The following is a 23301-nucleotide window of genomic DNA, read 5'->3' as shown; positions in this document are numbered from 1 at the left end:
AGCGACACATGGCCAGCAAATCCACCGTTGCGCGCAAGCGTCCGGCCGCCGGCGCGGCGGACGCGCAATCCCCGGACAAGCCGCTGCTGGCGGCGGACCGGATACGCCGCACCGCCAGGGAAATGTTCTATCGCGACGGCATCCGCGCCGTGGGCGTGGACGCCATCGTCACCCAGGCCGGGGTGACCAAGCCCAGCCTGTACCGCAGCTTCGCGTCCAAGGACGAGCTGGCGGCCGCCTATCTGCGCGACTACGACGCCGAGTTCTGGGGGCGCTTCAACGCCGCCTGCGACGCGCATCCGGGCGATCCGAGGGCGCAGCTGATGGCCTACCTGACCGGGCTGAGCCAGCGCGCCGTGCAGGCCGGCTACCGGGGTTGCGGCCTGACCAACGCCGCCGTCGAATACCCGGAGGATCCGCATCCGGCGCGCGCCGTGGCCGTCGAGCACAAGGTCGAGCTGCGCCGGCGGCTGGCCGACATGGCGCGCGGCATGGGCGCGACCGATCCGCAGGCGCTGGGCGACGGCCTGCTGTTGCTGCTCGAAGGGGCGTTCGTATCCAGCCAGCTGTTCCACGAGGGCGGACCCGCCGGGCAACTGGCCCAGGCCGCCGGACGGCTGATCGACGCCTGGGTCGGTCCGACGCCGGATGTTGCGCCGCGGCGCGCGGGCGATTAAGGCGCGGCCGGTCTAGTTCGATAGGTTTAGGGGCTAGTCCGCATTAAGCAAGAGATGAAAATCTGATAGGAAAATTGCATTGCGGCGCGGGTCACGCGGATCTAGCATGGGCTGATGCTGGTTCCTAGTCGTGAGTTCTCCGGGAGAGAATCATGAGCGATGCCACGTTGAAGCATGCACGCATGTCCGACGAGCTGGAACGGACCCTGATCCAGGAAGCCATCCAGGCGCAAGCCTTGTCGGACGGGCCCTTCGGACGCCAGGCCTGGCGGCGGCTGAAGCTGCGCATGGCGGCCTTCGGCGGCGCCTTGGGCGAGATGCTGCATGACATGGATGCCGGACGCCGGCACCATCCGGTGATTTCTGCCTATCGGGACGCCTCCCGCAAGGGCAAGTGAAAAAGACGCCAGCGCGATGCTGGCGTCTTTTTTGTTTGCCATGACGCGGTTGCGCGCGGATGCCGCGTTACAGCAAGGTATCGGCCAGCAGATAGCCATCCAACGCGATGATGCCGACGGTGGCCGCGATGGCAGCCCAGGCCCAGGCGCCGCGCAGCGCGTGCCGGCCCATGATGGACTTGCGGCAGGCCAGCAGCACCAGCGGCGCCAGCGCGAAGGGCAGGGCCAGGCTCAGGATCACCTGGCTCAGCACCAGCAACCCGTCGGGATCCTGGCCGCCCGAGTAGCCGAGCAGGCCCGCCGCGGCCGCGCCCGCGATCAGCCGGGTGACCAGCGCGCGGCGGCGGTCGGACCAGTTCCTGCCGGCCTGGAAGCCGCGCGACAGGATGCGGCCGGCCAGCACCCCGGTGATGGTGGAGCTTTGCCCGGCGGCGTACAGCGCCACCGCGAAGATGATGGCTGCGCCCGCGCCCAGCGTGTGGCCGATGGCCGCGTGGGCGTCGTCCAGGCTGGAGACGATGAGGCCGGGGCCGGACAGGGATGCGGCGGCCACGATCATGATGGCCGCGTTGATCAGCATGGCCACGCCCAGCGACAGCGCGGTGTCATTGCGCGCCACGCGCATCGCGATGTCGCGCGCGTCCGCAGGCAGGCTGCGGGCGCGTTCGGCCAGCGAGCCCGAATGCAAGTAGAGGTTGTGCGGCATCAGCGTCGCGCCCAGGATGCCCAGCGCGATCAGGAAGCCCTGCGGATCGCGCAGCGCGCCGCCGGTCCGGGCGACGCCTTGCGCGACCTCGGTCCAGGCGGGATTGGCCTTGAACAGCAAAAACACGAACGATGCGGCCACGATGGCCAGCAGCACGGCGATGACGCGTTCGTGGCGGTCGGCGTTGCCGCGCGTCAGCGCCAGTACGGCGAAGGTGCCGACGCCTGTCACCGCCACGCCGCCCAGCAGGGGCAGGCCGAACAGCAGGCGCAGCGCGATGGCGCCGCCGACCAGCTCGGCCAGCGCGGTCGCGAGAATGGCGGCCTCGCCGGCCAGCCAGGCGGCCTTGGCCATGCGGGGGGAGAGGTGGCGCGCGGTCAGGGTGGCCAGATCCTGGCCCGTGGCCAGCGCCAGCCGCGACACCAGCACCTGGAAGCCCAGGGCCAGCAGCGCGGATGCGATGACCACCGACAGCAGGCCGTAGCCGAAGCCGCTGCCGCCGGCGATGTCGGTGGCCCAGTTGCCCGGGTCGATGTAGCCGACGGCGACCAGTAGGCCCGAGCCGACCATGCGCCGCATGCTGGTGGACAGCTGGGCGTTCTGCGCCAGGGCGGATTTGCCGCCCGACATCGCGACGATGAGTCCGGTCATGAACCACTCCTGAGAATGGTTCTCATTATTCTCTTAGGCAGAACGCCCGTCAAATTGATTTTCGCCAAGCCCGGGATAGGGCGGTCCAATGATGCGGCGGGCGGCGCGCCCCGGCTGGCCGGGGCAGGCGCGAGGCGGCGGACCGGCCTCAGGCCTTCAGTCGCGCGTCCATGGTGATCTTCGCCTTCAGGACCTTGGACACCGGGCAGCCGGTCTCGGCCTTGCGGGCCGCGTCTTCAAAGGCCTGGGCGCTGGCGCCCGGGATGACGGCTTCCACGGTCAGGTGCACGGCGGTGATGGCGAAGCCGCCGTCGGCCTTGTCCAGCGTGACCTCCGCCTTGGTGTCCAGTCGCTGGGCAACCATGCCGGCCTCGGCCAGGATGTTGGACAGCGCCATGGTGAAGCAGCCGGCATGGGCCGCGCCCAGCAGTTCCTCGGGATTGGTGCCGGGCGTGTCGCCGAAGCGGGTGTTGAAGCCGTAAGGCTGTTCCTTGAGCGCGCCGCTTTGCGTGGAGATCGTGCCCTTGCCGGTCTTCAGATCGCCCGACCAGGCGGCGGTTGCGGTTTTCTTCATGGGTAGACTCCTTCATCAGGGAAAAGGTGAGGCGTCCGCCACGCCGGTGCGCCGTTGCGGCGAAGCCTGGCAGTCATGTTACGGCGACCGGACGCGGGCCCGGGCAAGCCGATGTAACCGCAAGCCCGCGCCATTGCATCGACATCGAGTGCGCGCGCGGCGATGCGCTTGCCAGCAGGCGCGCGCGCCGTCACACTGGCCCTCGAACAATTACATACAGGTGCGGAATCAAGATGCTGGTGATCGACACGGAACAAACCCGCGGCGCGCTGTCCTTCGAACAGGCCATTCCCGCGCTGCGCGAGGCCTTCGCGCAAGGCGCTCACGTGCCGGCCCGCCATGTGCACGCGATCGAGTCCGGTGGCGCGCATGGCACCTCGCTCATCATGCCGGCCTGGAACGAACGCGGTTATTTCGGCGTGAAGGTGATCAATATCTTTCCCGAGAACACGCGCCAGTCGCTGCCGGGCCTGCACGCGACCTATAACCTGTACAGCGCCCGCAGCGGCGTGCCGCTGGCGCAGGTCGATGGCGACATCGTCACGGTGTTCCGCACCGCCGGCGCGGCGGCGCTGGGCGCTTCGTACCTGGCGCGGCCGGACGCCGCCGTGTTGCTGATCGTGGGCTCCGGCCGCATCGCCGGATTGCTGGCGCAGGCGATGCGCGCGGTCCGGCCGATCCGCAAGGTGCTGGTGTGGAACCTGCGGGCGGCCGGCGCGCAGGCGCTGGCCGAGGAGCTGCGCGCGCAGGGGTACGACGCGGCCGCGACCGAGGATCTGGAAGTGGCGGTGCGGCAGGCGGACATTGTCAGCTGCGCCACCTTGTCCACCGTGCCGCTGGTGCATGGCGCCTGGCTGCAACCCGGCACGCACCTGGACCTGATCGGCAGCTTCAAGCCCGACATGATCGAAACCGACACGGCCTGCTTCGACGGCACGTCCGTCTATGTGGATACCGATGAAGCGCCGACCAAGGCCGGCGACCTGCTGGCCGCGTTCCAGGCCGGCGTGCTGAAGCGCGAAGACCTGCGCGGCACGCTGGCGGATCTGGTGTCGGGCAAGGCGCCGGGCCGCCGCGACGCGCGCGAGATCACCGTATTCAAGGCGGTCGGCAGCGCGCTGGAGGACCTGACGCTGGCGGCGCTGGTCTACGAGAACCGCACGGGCGCGAACCCGATGAACTGAAGACGCGAGGCAGTCGCCACGCCGCGCGCGCCCGGATGCGCCGCGCCACGCGCCTTGACGCGCCGCGCAAGGGACGCCGCCGGTTTGGGCTACTATCCCCGTGCCCGTTTTTGCCGTACCGGCCTTTGCTTTTCATGAGATCCGCTGTCATGTCCCGCCTGCTCGCGCGCCTCGCCTGCGTCGCCGTCCTGTCCGTTCCCGCCCTGTCCGCCCATGCCGAAATCGTGATCGGGGTGGATGTGTCCACCACCGGCGCCGCCGCGGCCATCGGTATCCAGACCAACAACGCGGTCCGGCTGTGGCCGGCCACGCTGGGCGGACAGCCCGCCCGCTACGTGGTGCTGGACGACGGCACCGATGTGAGCCGCGCCGTGAAGAACATGCGCAAGCTGACCTCGGAGGACAAGGTCGACGCCATCGTCGGCCCCAACATCACGGCGGCCGCGCTGGCCGGCCTGGATGTGCTGGCCGAGACCGGCACGCCGATGATCGCGTTGGCGGCCTCCAGCGTGATTGTCGAGCCGCTGTCCGATCCCAAGCGCGCCTGGGCCTTCAAGATGCCGCAGAACGACTCGCTGATGGCCACCGCCCTGGTCCAGGACATGAAGAAGAAGGGCCTGAAGAACGTGGCCTTCATCGGCTTCGCCGATTCCTATGGCGACAGCTGGTGGAAGGAATTCAGCGCCGCCGCCGGCGCCGACCTGAAGATCGTGGCGCAGGAACGCTTCCAGCGCACCGACGCGTCGGTGATGGGCCAGGTGCTCAAGCTCATCGCCGCCAAGCCCGACGCGGTGCTGATCGCCGGCGCCGGCACGCCCTCGGCCCTGCCGCAGAAGACGCTGCTCGAACGCGGCTATGGCGGCGTCATCTACCAGACGCACGGCATCGGTACGCTGGAATTCCTGCAGGTCGGCGGCAAGGACGTGGAAGGCACGCTGTTTCCCACCGGCCCCGGCGTGGTGGCGCGCGAGTTGCCCGATTCCAATCCGGTCAAGCAGGTGGCGGTCGCGTTCGCGGACAAGTATGAAGCCCAGTACGGCGCCCATACGCTGACCCAGTTCGCCGGCGACGCCTACGGCGCATGGATGCTGCTGGATTCGGCCGTGGCCCGCGCCCTGAAGGGCGGCGCCAAGCCCGGCACGTCGGAATTCCGCAAGGCGCTGCGCGACGCGTTGGAGTCGACCCGCGACCTGGCCGTGCCCAATGGCGTGTTCAACATTTCCAAGGAAGATCACCAGGGCTTCGACGAGCGTGCCCGCGTGATGGGCGTGGTCAAGAACGGCCGTTTCTCCTACGCCGGGCAATAAGGACACGTCTTGTAGCGATCCCTCGCATTCGCCGCCGCTGCCCAGGGCGGCGACTCTCCAAGCAGGCCTCGGCCTGCTTTTTTATGTTCATATGATTAGTGATGAAATTATTTATTGACGTATGATTTCTAGCGAAGACATTGCGACATGGGAGAAAACGATGAGCGAGACCACTCTGCCGCGCGCTTCCCGCCGCCACGCCTGGCTGGCAGGCATGCTGCTGGTCCTGGGCGCAGCCGGGCTGACAGGCTGCTCGGACTCCGGTTCCGACAGCCAGGCCGGCTCAGCGGGCGCCAAGGGAGCCGTCAGCACGCTGGAGGCGGCCAAGGCGGCCGGCAAGATCCGCATCGGTTACGCCAACGAGGCGCCGTTCGCCTACATGGACAGCCAGCGCGCCGAGGTGACGGGCGAGTCCGTCGAAATCGCCCGGGTTGTGCTCAAGCGCATGGGCGTCAACCAGGTCGAGGGCGTGCTGACCGAGTTCGGCTCGTTGATTCCCGGCCTGCAGGCCAAACGTTTCGACATCATCGCCGCCGGCATGTACGTGACGCCCGAACGCTGCCGCCAGGCGGCGTTCTCCAATCCCACCTATGGCGTGAGCCAGGCCCTGTTGGTCAAGCAGGGCAATCCCAAGAACCTGCACAGCTACGAGGACGCGGCCAGGAACCCCAACGCCAGGCTGGGCGTGGTGGTGGGCGCGATCGAATCGGACTACGCCGCCAGCCTCAAGGTGCCGCCTGACCGCACCATCGTGTTTCCCGACGCGGTGAGCGCGCTGGCCGGCGTGCAGGCCGGGCGCGCCGACGCCTATGCCGCCACCGCGCTGACCGTGAACGACCTGATGGGCAAGGCCGGCAAGGACAGCGGCCTGGAAAAGGCCGAGCCCTTCACCGATCCGGTGATCGACGGCAAGGGCGTGCGCGGCTATGGCGCCTATGCCTTCCGCAAGGAAGACCAGGCCTTCGTCGACGCGTTCAACGCCGAGCTGGCCAAGTTCCTGGGCACCGAGGAGCACAAGAAACTGGTCGCGCCCTTCGGCTTCACGGCCGAGGAGCTGCCCAAGGGCATGACGGCGGCCAAGCTGTGCGCGGGCCAGTGAGGGTGGCGCCATGACGAGCTGGATCGATACCCTGGGCGAGCTGGCGCCGCCGCTGCTGGACGGGCTGGGCGTGACGCTGCAAGTCATGGCGGGCGCCGCCGCGTTGGCCGCGCCGCTGGCCGTGGTCGCGGGCGTCGGCCGTCTGTCGACGCGGCGCCCGCTGCGCTGGCTGGCCTCCGTCTACGTCGAGGTATTCCGTGGCACCTCCGCGCTGGTGCAGCTGTTCTGGTTCTACTTCGTGCTGCCGCTGTTCGGCCTGCAATTGCCCGCCATGCTGGTCGGCATCGTGGTGCTGGGCCTGAACGCCGGCGCCTATGGCGCCGAGGTGGTGCGCGGCGCGATCCGGGCCGTGCCGCCGGGCCAGCGCGAGGCGGGCGTGGCGCTGAACTTCACGCGCGGGCAGATCCTGCGGCGGCTGGTCTTGCCGCAGGCCGTGCCCGCCATGCTGCCGCCGGCAGGCAATCTGTTGATTGAACTGCTCAAGAACACCGCGCTGGTGTCGCTGGTGACCATCACCGACCTGACCTTCCGAGGCCAGCTGCTGCGCAGCGAGACCTTGCGCACCACCGAGATCTTCAGCCTGATGCTGCTGATGTACTTCGCCGTGGCCTTGCTGATCACCGCGGGCGTGCGCCTGTTTGAACGGAGGCTGCGCATCCGATGACGCCGATATTCGACTGGTCATACGCGCTTGAAATCCTGCCCACGCTGGGCGCCGCCCTGGTCGTCACGATCCAGGCGACCGTGCTGGGCATGCTGGTGGCCGTCACGCTCGGCCTGGCGCTGGCGCTGCTGCGACGCTCCCGGCTGCGGCTGGTGTCATGGCCGGCGGCCTTCGTGATCGAGTTCGTGCGCAGCACGCCGCTGCTGGTGCAGATGTACTTCCTGTTCTATGTCCTGCCGCTGACCGGCTTGCGCATGTCGCCGCTGGCCACCGGGGTGCTGGCGCTGGGCCTGCACTACGCCGCCTATTGCGCCGAGGTGTACCGCGCCGGCATCGAAGCCGTACCCAGGGGGCAGACCGAGGCCGCCATCGCTCTGAACCTGCCGCGCTGGCGCACGGCGGTGGACGTGGTGCTGCCGCAGGCGATTCCGCCGGTGGTGCCTGCATTGGGCAACTATCTGGTCGCCATGTTCAAGGACACGCCCTTGCTGTCGGCCATCACGGTGGTGGAGCTGTTGCAGCAGAGCAAGATGCTCGGCTCGGCCACGTTCCGCTACACCGAGCCCCTGACCCTGGTGGGCGCGCTGTTCCTGGCGTTGAGCCTGCTGGCGGCCTGGGGCGTGCGCGGGCTGGAAACCCGCCTGCAACGCCATGGAGGAAAACGATGAGCGCCAGTGTGAACATCCGCGACCTGCGCAAGCGCTACGGCGATCTGGAGGTGCTCAAGGGCATCAATCTGGAGATCCCGTCCGGCCAGACCGTGGCCGTGATCGGCCCGTCCGGCTCGGGCAAGTCGACCTTGCTGCGCGTATTGATGACGCTGGAGCGGCCCAGCGGCGGCGAGATCGAGATCGACGGCGTGCCCATGTGGACGGACGCCGGCGGCAAGCCGGCGGGGCTGCATTCGCCTCACTTGCGCAAGGTGCGCGGCAAGATCGGCATGGTGTTCCAGCACTTCAACCTGTTTCCCCACATGACCGCGCTGGGCAACGCCATGGAGGCGCCGCTGCGGGTACAGGGCCTGAGTCGCGAGCAGGCGCGCGAGCGCGGCGTCGAATACCTGGAGATGGTGGGCTTGGGCGACAAGCTGGACACCTATCCCGCGCAGCTGTCCGGCGGCCAGAAGCAGCGCGTTGGCATTGCGCGGGCCCTGGCCATGTGTCCGGAGATCATGCTGTTCGACGAGGTGACGTCGGCGCTGGATCCCGAGCTGGTGGGCGGCATCCTGCAGATCCTGCGCGACCTGTCCGCGCGCCGCAGCATGACCATGATCATCGTCACCCACCAGATGAAGTTTGCCGAGCGCAGCTCGGACCGCACGCTGTTCTTCGACGAAGGCAATATCGTCGAGGACGCGGAGTCCGCCACGCTGTTCAGCCAGCCCAGGGAAGCCCGTACGCGGCAGTTCCTGGACAGCGTGATCGAAGGGCAGTGAACGGAGGCGGGGGCGGAGGGCGGGGGCAGGCATGTCGCGCGTGTCCGGCGGCGGGCAGGGAGCGCCGTGTCGTGTGCGCCGGGCGCAGGGCCGCACGGCGGGATTTGACCCTGTCGCGGCGTCAGGGATCGGCCCGTGCGCGGCGCGCCGGCGCTATGCTGTGCGCTTCATTGCCCGGAGACGCTTGCGCATGAGCCAATTGTTCACCCCCACCCAGGCCGGTCCCCTGCGACTGGCCAACCGCATCGTGATCGCGCCCATGTGCGAATACTCGGCCGACGCCGGCTGTGCCACCGACTGGCACATGATCCACCTGGGCCATCTGGCCTTGTCCGGCGCGGCGCTGCTGTTCGTCGAAGCGACGGCGGTGGAGCCCGACGGCCGCATCACGCCCGGCGATCTGGGCTTGTGGTCCGATGAAACCGAGGCCGCGCTGGGCCGCGTGGTGACGGCCATGCGCCGTTATTCGCCGATCAAGCTGGGCATCCAGCTCGGCCACGCCGGGCGCAAGGCGTCCAGCCACGCCCCCTGGGATGGCGGGCAGCTGGTGCCGTCCGCTGAAGGAGGCTGGCAGGGCTGGGCGCCCTCGGCGCTGCCGCACAATGAATCCGAGCCGGCGCCGCAGGCGCTGGATTCCGCCGGCCTGGCCCGCGTGCGCGATGCGTTCGTGGCCAGCGCCCGACGCGCGTTGCGGCTGGGTTTCGACGCCATCGAGTTGCACGCGGCGCATGGCTACCTGATGCACCAGTTCCTGTCGCCGCTGGCGAACCGGCGCGACGACGCTTATGGCGGTTCGCTGGAAAATCGCATGCGCTTCCCGCTGGAAGTGTTCCAGGCGCTGCGCGACGTGGTGCCGGCATCCGTCGCGCTGGGCGTGCGCGTGTCCGCCACGGACTGGGTGGAGGGCGGATGGGACCTGGAGCAGACCACGGCCTTCGCCGACGCGCTGAAGGCGCGCGGCTGCGACTTCATCGATGTGTCCAGCGGCGGCGTGTCGCCGCAGCAGAAGATCCCGGTCGCGCCGAACTACCAGGTGCCTTTCGCCGCTGAGATCAAGCGCCGCGTCGGCATGCCCACGATCGCGGTGGGACTGATCACCGAGGCCGCCCAGGCCGAGGAGATCGTGGCCAGCGGGCAGGCAGACATGGTGGCGCTGGCGCGCGGCATGCTGTACGACCCGCGCTGGCCCTGGCATGCGGCCGCGCAGCTCGGTGGACAGGTCGACGCGCCGCGCCAGTACTGGCGTTCGCAGCCGCGCGAGCACAAGGCGCTGTTCGGGGAAACGCGCTTCGGCCAGCGCTGACGCGGATTCGGCACGCAAGAAAAAGCGCCGCTGGCAAGGCGGCGCTTTTTTTATCTGGAACCGCCGCTGCGGACCAGGAACTACAGCTTGGCGTAGGCCTGCTCCAACTGGTCCAGCAGCTGGTCGGCGAAATCGGCCTGCGCCGGGTCCAGCGCGGACATCAGGCGGGCCAGCACCACGTTGTCTTCCTCGCCATTCCAGATCTTGATGTAGGTGCCTTCCTTGTAGCCGTGCCGCTGGCGGAAGAGGTTCAGCACGTTCTTGGACACGTACTGGGTGTAGGCGTCGTTCCAGCCCATCTCGCAGGCGGTCATGGTGCGTTCCAGGACCTTGAAGCTGGCGCGGCCGCACACGGCCAGTCCGCCGATCAGTTCCAGCAGCTCGGGCACGTCCAGCGTGGCCAGCTCGCGCGCGGCGCCGTCCAGCGTGACGGTGCCAGGACCGGCTAGGTCGCGCATCAGCTCGGCCGCGGCGCCTTCGATCGATCCGCCTGCCTGGACGATGGTGTGCGACAGGTAGAAGTGCAGGATGTCGACCAGTTCCATCTGCACCTGGGGCAGGTCGATGGTCTGCTTCTTCCACCACTTCCAGCCGTGGTGTTCCAGCGCCTCGGCCGATTCCACGAACGCGGCGCGCAGGAAGCGCGAGCCGCTGGTCACCCAGGCGGGATTGATCATGCTGTTCAGGTGATCCTGCAGTTTCAGCATCGTGGCCGCTTGGGCCGGGTTCAATCCGACGGGTGTGTTCACTTTCGCTCCGTATGTTTGACGCGGGAATACCTGCGCGGATCGCGCGCAGGGCGCAGATGTTAGCACTCCGTGGCGTTGCGCCGGCCGTGCCCGGGCGCTGGCCGGGCAGCCGGCCGCACTCCGCATCTGGCTAGCCGTATCCGGTCGGCGGCAGCCGGCAGGCCGCATCTGGCGGGGCCATGCCGGCAGGGGACGCGCCAGGCCTGGCTGCTGCTAGCCATCCTTGCGGTAGGTGGACTTCAGCGGCGGCAGTTTGCCGGCGGGCGGCTTGCCGGGCTTGCGGGCGTCGCCGGCGGCCTTGAACAGCATGAAGGCGAAGAAGGCCAGGAACACCGCGGGCATGAAATCGTCCAGTCCGGCCTGCGGGCTGTTCAGCGCCTGCAGCGCGATGCGCGCCGCGATCAGGCCGACCACCGTCGCGGCCACCGTCAGCACCTTGCCGACGCCGCGCTTGGCGGCGGTCTTGGCCAGCGTCGCGGCGTCGCTATCTGATTGTGCGGGGGGCAACTTGGACTGCGGCGCGGGCGGCGTGCCGCCATTGCCCCAGGGCGCGGACGACAGCGGGCTCGCCGACGAGGACGCGCTGCCGGATGTCGCGCCGGGAGACCGCGTCGCTTCAGGCGAAGGCGCGCTGGGCAAGCCCGACGCGCCGGAACGGCTCAGTTCTTCGACATAGCGCGCGTAATCGCCATTCTTCGGTTCGCCGCCCAGAGCCATCAGCCATCTCCATTTCCGTCATTCCAGCACTATATGCCATCCACGCAGCCCGCAGCCCGTCCAGCGCATCGCAGCTCTCCCAGAGCGGGGCCGCGTGGATCCGGCTTCGCTGGTCCTCAGCGGCGCCCCCTCAACGGGGAGGCGCGCAAGCGCTTCCGGGGGTATCCATGCTCCGGTCCGCAGGGCGTCCCTAGAGAGGGGGGCGCGTCGCGCTTCGGGGCTGCTGGGGCCTCCCTTTTTTGCGCAGCATGGCGACCAGCAGCCCGACGCCCAGCAGCACCGAAAAGCCGGCGCCGATCAACATGGCGATCTGTTGCGCGTTTTCCGCCGAGCCCAGGCTGCGCGCGGTGACATACCCCGGCGCCAGCATCAGCGGCATCCACAGGATGGCGGAGGACACATTGGCCAGCTGGAAGCGGCCATGCGCCATGCCCATGACGCCGGCCACGGTGGGGATGGTGGAACGGATCGGCCCGAGGAACCGGCCGATCAGCACCGAGGCGAAGCCATAGCGGTAGAAGAACAGCCTGGCGCGCGCCACCGCTGTGCGTTGCTGTTTGAGCGGCCAGCGGCGCAGCACGCCGGGGCCGGCCCAGCGGCCCAGCCCGTAGGACAGCGCGTCGCCCACGATGGCGCCGGCGACACCCCAGGCCAGCACGTTCCAGGGATCCAGCGTGCCGGCGCCGATCAGGCCGCCGGTCAACAGCATCAGCGCCGTGGCGGGAATGAACAGGCCCACCAGCACCAGGGATTCTCCCAGCGTGAGCAGGAAGGTGATCGGTCCGGCCCAGACCTGGTTGGCCTCGATGAACATGCCGATCTGGTCTATGTATTGATCCATGTGCGGAAGTTGAATATCAGCTGAATGCAATCGGGTATCTTAACGCCTGCATTGTGGGACCGGCATGCGTCGGCCATATGAATGAAGCCGATTGTCGGAGGATCATGGATTCCGTTACACAAGCCGTGTTGGGCGCCGGCATACAGGGTGCCCTGCTGGGGCGTTTCCAGGGGCGCAAGGCGCTGCTCTGGGGGGCCGCGCTGGCGACCGTGCCGGACCTGGACGTGCTGATGCGCTATCCAGACCCGGTTTCATTGATGACCTATCACCGGGGGTTTTCCCATTCGCTGTTCGTCCTGACCGGCCTGGCGGCGCTGCTGGCCTGGCTGATACGTCGGTATTGGCCGCAGGCTCCTTATGGGGGCAGGCGGCTGTTCCTGACGCTCTGGCTGGTTTTGGTGACACATCCTTTGCTGGACGCCTTCACCGTCTATGGCACCCAGCTGTTCTGGCCGCTGGCGCCGGTGCCGGAAAGCTGGGCGGCCGTGTTCATCATCGACCCGGTCTATACGGTGCCGCTGCTGGCGGCGTCGCTGTATGCGGTCGCCGCGGGCATGACGGCGCGCGCGCGCGGATTGCTGGCGACGGCGCTGGCATTCAGCACGGTCTATCTGGGTTTCGGTCTGGCGGGCAGGGTGGCGGCCGAACACCGCGTGCGCGATGCCATGGTCGCGCAAGGCATCGAGGTCACGGCCTTGCGCGCCGTGCCCATGCCGTTCAATACGCTGGTATGGCGCGTGCTCGCCAAGACGCCGGACGATCACTATTACGAAGCCGTATCGGGCTGGTTTGATCGGACGTCGCCGGAATGGCTGCGCCTGCCGCTCAACCCGGATGCTGGAGCCAACCTGGCCGGATCCGCGCTGCACGACCGGCTGCGCTGGTTCACCGGCGACTGGCTGCGCCATGACGTGATCGGCGATGCGCTGGTGGTGACCGACCTGCGCATGGGCGTGGCGGGGCACTACACCTTCCGTTTCAAGATGGCCGAGCGCGCGCCGGGGGCCGGCTGGATCGCGGTCGTGCCCAGCCGCTGGCCCAGCGCCAGCGGGGGCTGGCCGGAGCTGAAACTGGTATTGGCGCGCATTCTGGATGCGCAGCCGCCGTTGCCGCTGCGAGCTTGGTCGGACCAGGCCTTGCGCTAGGTTCGTGCCCATGCCGGCCGCGCACCGCCGCGCGGCCGTCAACCGCATCGTCGTCGCCAGGCGCGAGGCCGCGCCATGGCGCTTCACCCTGCGTCGCATTCTTGTCTTCCATTGTGCAAGGGGGAAGGGGGAACTCGTATTTTTACTAGCTAGATTTCGTTTTCGTTCAAGAGACCCGAAATGTGCCCGCTGGCAAAGTACCCGAATCCTTGATCCGGGTGCTTCAAACGGGCTGTATCCGCATCAGGGAACGGCATCAGGATTCCGGGTTTCCGGTACTCCGCCGATGGCAAGGCCTGGATGCGTCGCCGCGGCGCGCCGGTTTCATCTCTCCAATCAATAAGGAACGACAACGATGAAGCGCAGTTCTCTCTCGTATCTCATTTCTGCCGGCGCGCTGCTGGCGGCTCTGGCGCCGGCGGCTTCGCACGCGCAGGCCGCCTGGGACGGTCAGATCCGCTTCACGGGCAGCGTGTCGGACACCACGTGCTCCGTCAATGGCGGTCAAGGTTCTGCGAGCAACATCACTGATGTGCGGCTTGGCAACGTGGATCCCAATGCGGCGACGAAGGCGCTGGCCGTGGGCGCCAACATTGGCTCCAAGCAGACGTTCAAGATCAGCCTGTCCAATTGCAGCTTGCTCACGCCTCTGCCTACCAACCCGGCCTCGGGCGCCGCACAAACCGAAACGCGAGGCGCCGCCATTGAATTCGACCAGGGTTCGGCGAACATCAATGGAGCCACGGGCAATCTGATGGTCACTGGCTTCCAGCCGGCGAAAGGCATCGAGATCGGCATCTGGAACGCCGGCAATGGCAAGACCAACAAGCTTGACCTCCGAGGCACCATGTCTCCGAGCGACGTACAGACGCTTCAGTTGAGGTTCTCGAACGATTCGGCCGTCACGCAGATCCTTGCCGGAGACCTCACCTTCGAGGCGGGCTATGTCAGGGCCAGCGGCACTCTTGAGTCTGGTAACGCCGGTTCGCAAATCGCATACAAGGTGTCCTACCGATAAGTCGAGGTGCAGGCATGACGCCCATGAAGCGTGTTGCAGTACGTTGGTTGTGCATGGGCGTCATGGCTTGGGTTGCCGGCGCTGGCGTGGCGCAGGCAACCCTGGTTCTGGAGGGAACGCGCATCGTCTATCCAGAGAAGGCCAAGGATGTCAGCATCCGGGTGCGGAATCCGGGCAGCTATCCCATACTCGCTCAGTCCTGGCTTGACGACGGCCGCCCGGATTTGTCGCCCGAAGTGATGGTGGTGCCCTTTATCGTGTCACCCGCCCTGACCAGGGTCGAGCCTGACGGCAGTGCGCTGCTGCGTGTGTTCCACGCCAAACGGCCATTGCCCACGGACAGGGAGTCGCTGTTTTACCTGAACGTAATGGAAACTCCGCCGCGCAGCAGCGAGGAGAATGCGCTGACCTTGCAGTTTCGCACCCGGGTCAAGCTGTTCTTTCGTCCGACCGGATTGTCCGGAGATGCCGGGGACGCGCCAGACAGCTTGAAATGGACGCTGGTCCCAGGCGCAGGCGCCGTTGAGGTGCACAACCCGACGCCGTATCACGTGTCCTTCTTGTCCGTCGAGCTGGAAACGGCGGGGCGTCGCGAGATCCTGGACCGGGCAGGCCAGGACGCCATGGTGGCGCCATTTTCCAAGTTGCGTTTTCCTGTTTCGGCCGGTCGAAATCCCGTGCCGGGCCAAAGTCAGATCCACTACTGGGCCATCAATGATTTTGGCGGCAGGCACTCGTATCAGCGCCCCTTGTCATTGCCCTGACGGGCGCTTCTGAAGGCTCCATTTTTTTCGCAAGGCTAGAACGATGCATTTGACGATGCAGGTGACGGCTCGTCCTGGAAACAGGCGCAAGTCGCGGCAACGGCGGGTCTGGATAGCGGGCCTTTGCATGTTGGTCATTGTGGCGGATGCGCAGGCGCAGGGTAAATCCAAGCAGTACGTGCAGTTCGATTCCAATATGTTGTTGCGCGGCGTCTCGGACGATTCCGTCGATCTCTCCCGGTTCGAAAAGCCTAACGCCGTGTTGCCGGGTCAGTATCGCGTCGATGTGCTGGTGAACGGAAACTGGCGCGGGGCCTCGTTCGTGGAATTCCGCGACGTCGGCCAGGATGGCGCGGCGCCTTGCTACACCGTCGAACTGTTGCGCAGTTCGGGGTTCGACATGGAAAAGCTTGAGCGCCAGGCTGCCGAGCAGGGGCGTCCGGCGCTGGGAGACACGCCCTATTGCGGCGATCTGGCTACCCATGTTCCCGGCGCACAGGCCAGGTTCGACGCGGCGGAACAGCAATTGCTGTTGACCGTGCCCACCATCTACCTGAGTACGAGACGCGCCAGCATCTATGTGGATCCGGCCTTGTCGGACAGTGGCATCACTGCCGCGCGGCTGGGCTATACCGGCAACTACTATTCGCAGTACGTGCGCGGCGGACGTTCCGACGACCGAGGCTACCTGGGTTTGAGCGCCGGGCTGAACGTCGCCTCCTGGCGCGTGCGGCACGATGGCTCGGTGGCTTGGGGATCGCGAGAAGGCTCGCGCTATCAACGGGGCCGGCTGTACGCGGTGACCGGCATCCCGTCCTGGAAATCCGAGCTGCTGTTGGGCGAGACATCTTCCGATGGGCGGTACTTCGATCCGGTTTCGTTTCGCGGCGTGCGCGTGGCCAGCGACGAACGCATGCTGCCCGACGAGCGGCGCAACTACGTGCCGACCATACGCGGCACCGCCCAGACCAATGCCACGGTCAGCGTCTATCAACGTGGCTTCCTGGTCCATGAAACCACGGTCGCGGCGGGGCCGTTCGTCATCGAGGATCTGCAGGCGGCCAGCTATGGCGGCGACCTGGAGGTGCGCATCGTCGAGGCCAATGGCGAAACGCGCCGATTCACGGTGCCTTTCGCCACGACCGTCGAACTGCTGAAGTCCGGCGAAACGCGTTACTCGATGTCGCTGGGGCAGGCCATGGCCTCGGGCTATCGCAGCGGCGGGCCGGCGGTGTTCGAAGGCTTGGTGCGGCGCGGCCTGAGCAATCTGGTCACGGCCTACGGGGGGCTGGCGCTCAGCGGCAACTATCGCTCGGTGTTGCTGGGCGCGGTGCTCAACACCGAATGGGGCGCGTTGGCCGGTGACATCACGGCGGCGACCGCCAAGCTGGCCAATGAAAAATCATCAGGCTCCAGCTATCGTTTGTCATACAGCAAGAATCTGCCCGAGACGGGCACGAATTTCTCGGTGCTGGCATATCGCTATTCGACCAGTGGCTTCGTCGGTTTCAACGAAGCCGTTGCCCAGCGCAACATTCCGAAGTCCGATCGCTACTACGATGCCGGCGGCCGGCTGCGCAACCGCATCGATGTCAACATCAACCAGTCGCTCGGTGACAGGCTGGGCTCCTTTTACCTGAATGGCTCTGCGATCCAGTACTGGAAGCGCGCGGGCCGCAACATCAATTTTGGCGGCGGCTACTACAACAACTGGGGCCGCGTGTCCTACGCGCTGAACGTGCAGCGCAGCACTGTCAACGGCGGTTTGTATTCGCTGGGACGCGAGCGCGAGACCACGGTCACCCTCAACCTGAACATCCCCTTGGGCAAGTCCTACGACGCGCCCCTGCTCAACAGCTACACCAGCCATAGCGGCGCGGGAGGCACCAATTCCGGCCTGAGCGTGGGCGGATCGGCCGGCGAGGACTCGCTGTTCAACTATTCGCTCGGCACCAGCTACAACAGTCGCTCGGGCATGTCATCGGCCAACGGCAACCTGGACTACCTGGGCAGCCTGGCCCAGGTGGGCGCCAGCATCTCGCAGGGGCGCGACTATCGGCAGACCAGCCTGCGCGCCTCGGGCAACGTGCTGGCGCACGCGGGCGGGGTCACGCTGGCGCCGGTCCTGGGCGACACCATCGGCCTGCTGCATGCGCCGGACGCCAAGGACGCGCGGACCACCCGCGACCGCAACAGCCGCATCGATGGGCGGGGCTATGGCCTGGTGCCCTATCTGATGCCGTATCGAAGCAACAACGTGGAACTGGATTCCGCCGACATGGCCGATGACGTAGAGCTGCTGAGCAATATGCGTACCGTGGCACCGCGCGCCGGCGCGGTGGTGCTGCTGTCCTATCCCACCCGCCGGTCCAGGCCCGTACTGGTCGATGGCAAACAGCGGGATGGCGCTCCGCTGCCATTCGGCGCCGAGGTCTACGATCTCGAGGATGGCGAGGTGATCGGCAGCGTTGGCCAGGGCAGCCGCATCGTCATGCGCGTGCGCAAGGATGAAGGCCGCGTCAGCGTGCGCTGGGGATCCAAAGCCGACCAGCGCTGCCGCATCGACTACGCGCTGTCCGAGCGCGAGCGCGGCCAGAGCGGCTTCGATGTGGTCGAGAGCGTCTGCCAGCCGGAGCCGGCATCACCCGCCGGTCCGATGCCGGTGGCGGGGTTGAAGCCATGATCGGCCGGCGCATTCTCGCACTGCGCCACGCGGGCTTGGCCGGCATGGTGATCGTGGCGGCATGGGCCGGGCTGGCCGGCGCCGCCCGTGCGGACATGTCCGTCGATGGCACGCGCTTCGTCTATCCCGCCCGCGAAAAGGCAATCAGCGTCTATGTCGGCAATATCGGCGCCGAGCCGATCCTGGTGCAGTCCTGGCTGGACAGGGGCGAGGCGCGGGACGCCAACGATCTGGCGCGGCTGAAGGTGCCGTTCGTGTTGACGCCGCCGCTCCTGCGCCTGGAGCCGAACGAGCGCAAGGCGGTGCAGTTGCGCTATACCGGCGAGTCCTTGCCCAAGGATCGCGAGTCCCTGTTCTGGGTGAATTTCCTGGAAGTGCCGGTCGTAAGCGACGAGCAGAACAGCCTGCGCCTGCAACTGCACCTGTCGATGAAGGTCTTGTTCCGGCCCGAGGGCCTGCAAGGAAAGGCAAGCGATGCGCCGGGCAAGCTGCGCTGGACCTGGCGCGATGCCGGCAACGGTTCGATGCGCGTGTTGGCGGAAAACCCCACTCCCTACAGCGTTACGTTCCGGACGCTGAAAGTGCGCGGCAGCCAGGGGGATGGCCTGGCGGGGCTGACCGTCCCGCCCCTGTCGTCCGCGTCCTTCGTGGGACGCTGGCCGGCGCCGCGCGATCAGGGCGGGCTGTCGCTGGATTATGAGTCGGTGGACGACTTTGGGGCGGCCAAGCGCGGCAGCGCCCAGGCCGAGTTCGCGCGCGTCGATTGAGCGCCATCGGCTGGCCTCGTGGCCGGTCGGGCATAGCTAGAAGGAGAAACCATGTTCCACCGTCTGTTTCATCGCCCGGCCCGCGCGCCACAAGAGGGGCCGGCCAGCCGGCTGCTGGTCGGGCTGTTGCTGGCGGGCGGTGTCGCGTTGCCGGCTGTCGATGCCTGGGCCCAGAACGTGCCGGCGCGCGCGACCACATGCCGCATTGCGTCGTTCGGCGCCGGACAGACATCAGGGGGCGCCTGGATTCCTCCGCAGATCGGCAATGTGGGCGGCAGCCAGGTCATCCCGGACGGCACCGTGTTGGCCGTCAGGTCGGTCACGTTGACGTCCAGCGCCACGCTGGTGCCGGCAGCCTCGACGGACAGGTACTACCTGGCGGCCGGAGCGACGTGGACCGGGGTCAGGCCGGACGGCAGCACCATCTTTCCTACGAACGTTTCAGGAATAGGGATCCGGTTGCGAGCCGGGCCCGGGGACAGTGCCAGCGAGGTGCAGGCGACGACGGCGATCCGCGCGGTCCGCAATATTGATCAGCTGATCATGCTGGCCAATATGCAAATGGCCCCATATATATTGCAGGTAAGCCTGCGCGTGGAGCTGGTGAAGATGGGTTCCGATGTCTTGCCTGGAATCGGCGCATTCCCCGTGACGGGAATGGCGACGGCGTACCAGGGCGCCAGCATGCGTTTCAAGGTCGTGCAAGTGAAATCGGAGCCCGCTGCCGAGGGCACGGACCTGGGGCCGATCACGGATCCTTCTTGCAACACCAGCTTCGACTTCAATATCGATCAGCTCATCAGTGGGGGCGGCACGACGCCTCCCGTCGTGACGGCGGTGTGCGCCGTGGATGCCAGCTATCAGGGCAGCGGCAGGGAAGTGCCCATGGGACCCGTGACCCGGGGCAGTTTTCCCGGGCGAGGCGACCGGGCCGGCAGCGTGCCGTTCGATATCTCGCTGAGCAACTGCGCGGCGCGGGCCAAGCCCAAGATATCGTTTTCTCCGGGCTTCCAGGGCAAGGTGCCCGGCTGGCCCAATGTATTGCGGCTGGATCAGAGCGACATCAACCATGCCAGGAATCTCGGCATCGTGCTGACGCGGCGCGACGATCCCGGCAAGGAGGTGAACATCGGCGACGCGCCGGAAGCCGGACCCTATATCCAGTTTCCGCAGTATGGGACGCTGCAGGATGGCGAGACGACCACCTTGGAATTGGCGGCGCATTATGTGCGGACCGACCATGAAGGCCAAGGGGGCGTGACGCCCGGGCCGGCCAACAGCAGCGTGCGCTTCCAGGTGCGCTACGACTGAATCTCATGAAAGAAAATCCCCGCGCAGCGGATCGCTGCTCGGGGATTGATGCATGGGCGTGGCCTTTTAGGATCCGCCTCCAGTGGATCCGGGGCTGGGCCGCGGGGCCGGCGCGCGCACCGGCCCCGTGCGCTTGCTGTCAGATCAAGGCTCGATGATGCCCTGATTGGTACCAGCCGGGCGGAGCTGCGCGGCGCCGTCCAGCGCGGTGTTGTACTGCATGACGCCCTGGTTCATGCCCACCAGTCCGCCGGTTCTGGAGGCATCGTAGACGTGGAACGAGTTGCTGCTGGTGGATCCAGACACGAGACCGCGATTCAGCCCGACCAGGCCGCCCATGGTGACTTGTTGGGAAGTCCAGGAGCAGTTGGTGTTGCTGGCGGAGCATCCGGTCTTGCCGACCAGGGGGCCCGACGACGCCGAGTAGTGGACCTTGCCCTGTTCGCCGTTGGTTCCGACCAGCCCGCCGACGTTCGAATAGCTACCGGCGGCGACGCGGCCCGAGGAGACCGTCGCCATGAGGCGGCCTTCGTTGTAGCCGATCACTCCGCCCGCGTGGCTGTTGTTCCCGCTTTCCGTCAGCAGCGTCGAGGACTCAGATGCGAAGATGTTGCCGGTGTTGCGGCCGACCAGCCCGCCGGCGGAGGCGCTACCCCCGCCCTTGACCTCGCGCACACGGGCGGCGCTCTGCTGGATATCGCCGTCGTTGACGCCAACCAGGCCGCCGATCCGCACGCCGGTGGTGGAGGTGGCGTGGACATCCTTGCCCAGGGCCTCGCTATTGCTGATCGTTGCTCCGGCCGCGTTCATGCCCACCAGTCCGCCCACGCTGGCGGTCGTGCCGGACAGGTATACCCTGGCGCTGCTGCTGGTCGCCCGGTTGATCGTGCCGCCGTTGCCGTTCAAGCCGACCAGTCCGCCCACCGAGGCCAGGCCGGACCCCTGGACTTCGCCGTCGGCTTGCGAGGAGTCGAGAATCATGCCGGTGTTTTCACCCACCAGTCCGCCGACGTTTCCGCCCCATGTGTTGGAGACACGGCCGCTGCTGGTGCTGGCGATGATCTGGCCGGAGTTGGTGCCGACCAGGCCGCCGATGTTGCTCTGCTGCTTGGTCGTGACCGAGGCCGTGCTCGCGGAATTGTTGATCATGCCATTCCGGTTGATGCCCACCAGTCCGCCGAGATGGGCGACGTTGGTGCCATGGCCGGCATAGTTGTTGACCGACCCCTTGCTGCTGCTGTCCCTGATCGTGCCGTTCACGTTCAGGCCTACCAGCCCTCCCGCGACATAGGTTTGCGACGAGGTGTCGACGCTGCCCGAGTAGCTGGATCGCTCAATGGTGCCGCCGTTGTTGAAACCGACCAGGCCGCCCACCGCGCCGTCCTGGGCGTTGGTGCCGCCGCGCCGGCCGTTGACGACGTGGACGTTGGAGATGGTGCCCATGTTGCGGCCGGTCAGGGTGCCGGTGTACATGTGTTGCGTACCCGTGCCGGGAACGTTGTCCAGGATGAGATTGCGCAGCGTGCCGGTGGACTCACTGAACAGGCCGGCGACGCTGTCCGGATTCTGGACCGTCAGGTTGACCAGCTTGTTGCCCAGCCCGTCGAACAGCCCCTTGAAACCGCCTTGTCCGGCGCCGATGGACTGCACCGTGCCCGCGCCTCGGATGTCCGAGCCCAGCACGTAGTAGCCGGACAGGTTGCCGTTGACGGCGTTCAGTTGCGCCAGGTTCTGGATCACCACGTGGCGCAGGCCGTTGGACGTGAACAGCGGATTGGCGCCCGACAGGCTGATCGCGGCCTGGCCGGCGGGGCCGCTCAGCACGTAATTGGCGGTTGGCGCGAGGCCGGGCGTGCCGGACTGGGTCGTGCGCAGGTGGATCTGGTTGGACACGCCGCTCAGGGTGATCCGCTGCGAGATGTCGATCAGTCGGTCTGCCGACAGATTCAGGGCGGTGCCCGCGCCGCTGGCCGTCAAGGCGCCGTTGACCACGACCTTGCCGCCTCCGCCGTGGCTTGCATCCAGCGTCAGCGCGTGGCCGCTGCTCCAGCTTACCGGCGCGTTCACTTCGACGTCGCCGGCATTGCTGGCCAGGCTGACGTTCGTTGTGTTCAAGGCATTCGCCAGCGTGCTGGCCAGGAGGTTGCCCGTGATGGCGGCGGACTCGCTCACCTTGAGCGCGTCGCCGCGGATATCCAGCGTGCCGGTGTTGCCATTGCTCGCGCGCGTGTCCACCTGGGCGCCCGCCAGCACGCTCACGTGTCCGCCTCGGATCGATACCGAACCGCCGTCTCCGTAGGTGCCAAGGGCGCTGGCCGACATTCGGCCGCCCGCCTGCACCGTGCCGGAGCCGCCATCAAGCACGATCCTGCCTTGACGGGCCTGCAGCGTCCCGGCCTCGATGAGGCCGGCGTTGTTCACCACCGCTTGCAGCGGGCTGGCCGGCCGCGAGTCGCGGGCCATCAGCAGGACTTGTCCGCCGTTCGCCTGGATCGTGCCTGTGGCCGTGTTCTGGGCGTCGGCGAACATGCCGCTGGTATTCGCGCTCAGGCTGAGCGGGCCATTGCCAAGCCGCAGCGTGAAGGAGCCGGCCCCGCCGAGCGCGACGGAGCCGCCGTTGGTCTGGATGTTCCCACCGTTGCGCGCCCGATGGCCCAGCAGCACGATATCCCCGCCAGAGTTGGAGGTGATGCGGCCCAGGTTGGTGACCATGTTGTTCTGGCCGGCCGGCGCGTCGAAGTTGAAGACGCCGCTGGTGTTGTTGAAGAACCCGGTGGGATCGGTGGCATGCGTCGAGGCGACCAGGCTGCCCACGTTGACCCGCGCGGTGTTGTTGAAAACGATGCCGTTCGGGTTGACCAGGAAAACCTTGCCGACGGCGTTGATCGCGCCCGCGATGTTGGAGGGGGCCAGGCTCGTGACGTTGTTCAGCGTCATATGGCTGGGATCCATATGGTTGAACGTGACGGATTCGTTGGCGGCCACGCCGAAGGTGTTCCAGTTGATGACGGCCTTGGACGTGGTCTGGCTGATAACGGTGTTCGTGGGCCGGCCGGCGACGTTGCCGGGATTGTCCTGCCAGATGAAGGCGCTGCCGTGCGTGACCGTGCCGTTGGTGGGCGCGGCCAGGGCCTGCGGCGCCAGGGCGCTCAGTCCGGCGGCCGCGACGGCGGCCAGCACCGCGCGGGCGCCGGAGACGCCGGATTTCCCACGGCGGCGGGCGCATTCGCTGGCCACGGTCCAGCATGCCTTGCTGGCGTTCCATATCACTGTATGAGTCTTGTTCATGGGATTCCTTCTGGGGTTGG

21 protein-coding genes are annotated in these 23301 nt (G+C 67.2%); 15 read left to right on the top strand and 6 right to left on the bottom strand.

What is annotated here, in order from left to right; translation table 11 throughout:
• Positions 1–8 precede the first annotated feature (8 nt).
• Both ACEU5R_RS01625 and ACEU5R_RS01620 read left to right on the top strand, forming a co-directional pair.
• Positions 9–677 (top strand): TetR/AcrR family transcriptional regulator, encoded by a 669-nt coding sequence (locus ACEU5R_RS01625; protein ID WP_392408904.1) that lies wholly within the window; start codon positions 9–11, stop codon positions 675–677.
• A gap of 152 nt (positions 678–829) precedes the next feature.
• A complete protein-coding gene (locus tag ACEU5R_RS01620; protein WP_103275137.1) occupies positions 830–1075 on the top strand; it encodes an XRE family transcriptional regulator in 246 nt (81 codons plus the stop codon).
• 67 nt (positions 1076–1142) lie between these two features.
• On the opposite strand, the gene ACEU5R_RS01615 is transcribed toward ACEU5R_RS01620, so the two are convergent.
• Positions 1143–2432: an Nramp family divalent metal transporter gene (locus ACEU5R_RS01615; protein WP_392408902.1), complete on the bottom strand. Its 1290-nt coding sequence runs from the start codon at positions 2430–2432 to the stop codon at positions 1143–1145.
• Positions 2433–2580: 148 nt separating this feature from the next.
• Entirely contained in the window at positions 2581–3006 is a 426-nt protein-coding gene (locus ACEU5R_RS01610; RefSeq protein ID WP_103275135.1) for an OsmC family protein, read from the bottom strand.
• Positions 3007–3239: 233 nt separating this feature from the next.
• Here ACEU5R_RS01610 and ACEU5R_RS01605 point away from each other — a divergent pair, with 233 nt between their 5' ends.
• The 7 genes from ACEU5R_RS01605 (at position 3240) to ACEU5R_RS01575 (ending at position 9998) form a co-directional block, all read left to right on the top strand.
• Positions 3240–4190 (top strand): ornithine cyclodeaminase family protein, encoded by a 951-nt coding sequence (locus ACEU5R_RS01605; protein ID WP_103275134.1) that lies wholly within the window; start codon positions 3240–3242, stop codon positions 4188–4190.
• A gap of 149 nt (positions 4191–4339) precedes the next feature.
• Positions 4340–5497, top strand: a complete 1158-nt coding sequence (locus ACEU5R_RS01600) for an ABC transporter substrate-binding protein (protein ID WP_392408901.1) — start codon at positions 4340–4342, stop codon at positions 5495–5497.
• A 214-nt stretch (positions 5498–5711) separates the two neighbouring features.
• Positions 5712–6596: an ectoine/hydroxyectoine ABC transporter substrate-binding protein EhuB gene (ehuB, locus tag ACEU5R_RS01595; protein WP_103276553.1), complete on the top strand. Its 885-nt coding sequence runs from the start codon at positions 5712–5714 to the stop codon at positions 6594–6596.
• A 10-nt stretch (positions 6597–6606) separates the two neighbouring features.
• Positions 6607–7260 (top strand): ectoine/hydroxyectoine ABC transporter permease subunit EhuC, encoded by a 654-nt coding sequence (gene ehuC / locus ACEU5R_RS01590; RefSeq protein WP_392408900.1) that lies wholly within the window; start codon positions 6607–6609, stop codon positions 7258–7260.
• Positions 7257–7928 (top strand): ectoine/hydroxyectoine ABC transporter permease subunit EhuD, encoded by a 672-nt coding sequence (gene ehuD, locus ACEU5R_RS01585; RefSeq protein WP_392408899.1) that lies wholly within the window; start codon positions 7257–7259, stop codon positions 7926–7928. The genes ehuC and ehuD overlap by 4 nt, the downstream gene beginning before the upstream one ends.
• Entirely contained in the window at positions 7925–8695 is a 771-nt protein-coding gene (locus ACEU5R_RS01580; RefSeq protein WP_103275130.1) for an amino acid ABC transporter ATP-binding protein, read from the top strand. The genes ehuD and ACEU5R_RS01580 overlap by 4 nt, the downstream gene beginning before the upstream one ends.
• Before the next feature lie 190 nt (positions 8696–8885).
• The gene (locus ACEU5R_RS01575) at positions 8886–9998 is read left to right on the top strand and encodes an NADH:flavin oxidoreductase/NADH oxidase (protein ID WP_103275129.1); all 1113 of its coding nucleotides are present in this window, start codon (positions 8886–8888) and stop codon (positions 9996–9998) included.
• Between the two features lie 80 nt (positions 9999–10078).
• Here ACEU5R_RS01575 and ACEU5R_RS01570 read toward each other — a convergent pair whose 3' ends face one another.
• The 3 genes from ACEU5R_RS01570 to ACEU5R_RS01560 all read right to left on the bottom strand — a co-directional run bounded on the left by ACEU5R_RS01570 (position 10079) and on the right by ACEU5R_RS01560 (position 12305).
• Positions 10079–10729 carry a dUTP diphosphatase gene (locus ACEU5R_RS01570; protein WP_392408930.1) on the bottom strand — a complete coding sequence of 217 codons (651 nt, stop codon included), beginning with the start codon at positions 10727–10729 and terminating at the stop codon, positions 10079–10081.
• Between the two features lie 231 nt (positions 10730–10960).
• A complete protein-coding gene (locus tag ACEU5R_RS01565; RefSeq protein ID WP_103275127.1) occupies positions 10961–11464 on the bottom strand; it encodes a hypothetical protein in 504 nt (167 codons plus the stop codon).
• 190 nt (positions 11465–11654) lie between these two features.
• Entirely contained in the window at positions 11655–12305 is a 651-nt protein-coding gene (locus tag ACEU5R_RS01560; RefSeq protein ID WP_103275126.1) for a DedA family protein, read from the bottom strand.
• A 104-nt stretch (positions 12306–12409) separates the two neighbouring features.
• Here ACEU5R_RS01560 and ACEU5R_RS01555 point away from each other — a divergent pair, with 104 nt between their 5' ends.
• The 6 genes from ACEU5R_RS01555 to ACEU5R_RS01530 all read left to right on the top strand — a co-directional run bounded on the left by ACEU5R_RS01555 (position 12410) and on the right by ACEU5R_RS01530 (position 19993).
• A complete protein-coding gene (locus tag ACEU5R_RS01555) occupies positions 12410–13450 on the top strand; it encodes a metal-dependent hydrolase (RefSeq protein WP_392408898.1) in 1041 nt (346 codons plus the stop codon).
• Positions 13451–13805: 355 nt separating this feature from the next.
• Positions 13806–14468 (top strand): fimbrial protein, encoded by a 663-nt coding sequence (locus tag ACEU5R_RS01550; RefSeq protein WP_392408896.1) that lies wholly within the window; start codon positions 13806–13808, stop codon positions 14466–14468.
• A gap of 14 nt (positions 14469–14482) precedes the next feature.
• Entirely contained in the window at positions 14483–15232 is a 750-nt protein-coding gene (locus ACEU5R_RS01545; protein ID WP_103275123.1) for a molecular chaperone, read from the top strand.
• Positions 15233–15359: 127 nt separating this feature from the next.
• The gene (locus tag ACEU5R_RS01540; RefSeq protein WP_392408895.1) at positions 15360–17915 is read left to right on the top strand and encodes a fimbria/pilus outer membrane usher protein; all 2556 of its coding nucleotides are present in this window, start codon (positions 15360–15362) and stop codon (positions 17913–17915) included.
• Positions 17912–18682, top strand: a complete 771-nt coding sequence (locus ACEU5R_RS01535) for a molecular chaperone (protein WP_392408894.1) — start codon at positions 17912–17914, stop codon at positions 18680–18682. Before ACEU5R_RS01540 ends, ACEU5R_RS01535 begins: the two co-directional genes overlap by 4 nt.
• Positions 18683–18733: 51 nt before the next feature.
• On the top strand, positions 18734–19993 hold the full coding sequence (locus tag ACEU5R_RS01530) for a fimbrial protein (protein WP_392408893.1): 1260 nt from the start codon (positions 18734–18736) through the stop codon (positions 19991–19993).
• A 144-nt stretch (positions 19994–20137) separates the two neighbouring features.
• On the opposite strand, the gene ACEU5R_RS01525 is transcribed toward ACEU5R_RS01530, so the two are convergent.
• Positions 20138–23281, bottom strand: coding sequence for a GLUG motif-containing protein (locus tag ACEU5R_RS01525; RefSeq protein WP_392408892.1), 3144 nt, complete (start codon positions 23279–23281; stop codon positions 20138–20140).
• Positions 23282–23301 lie beyond the last annotated feature (20 nt).

The sequence above is a fragment of the Achromobacter sp. 413638 genome, from assembly GCF_043119405.1.
In the GTDB taxonomy this organism is placed as follows: domain Bacteria; phylum Pseudomonadota; class Gammaproteobacteria; order Burkholderiales; family Burkholderiaceae_B; genus Achromobacter.
This window is presented reverse-complemented; position numbering and strand designations above follow the sequence as displayed.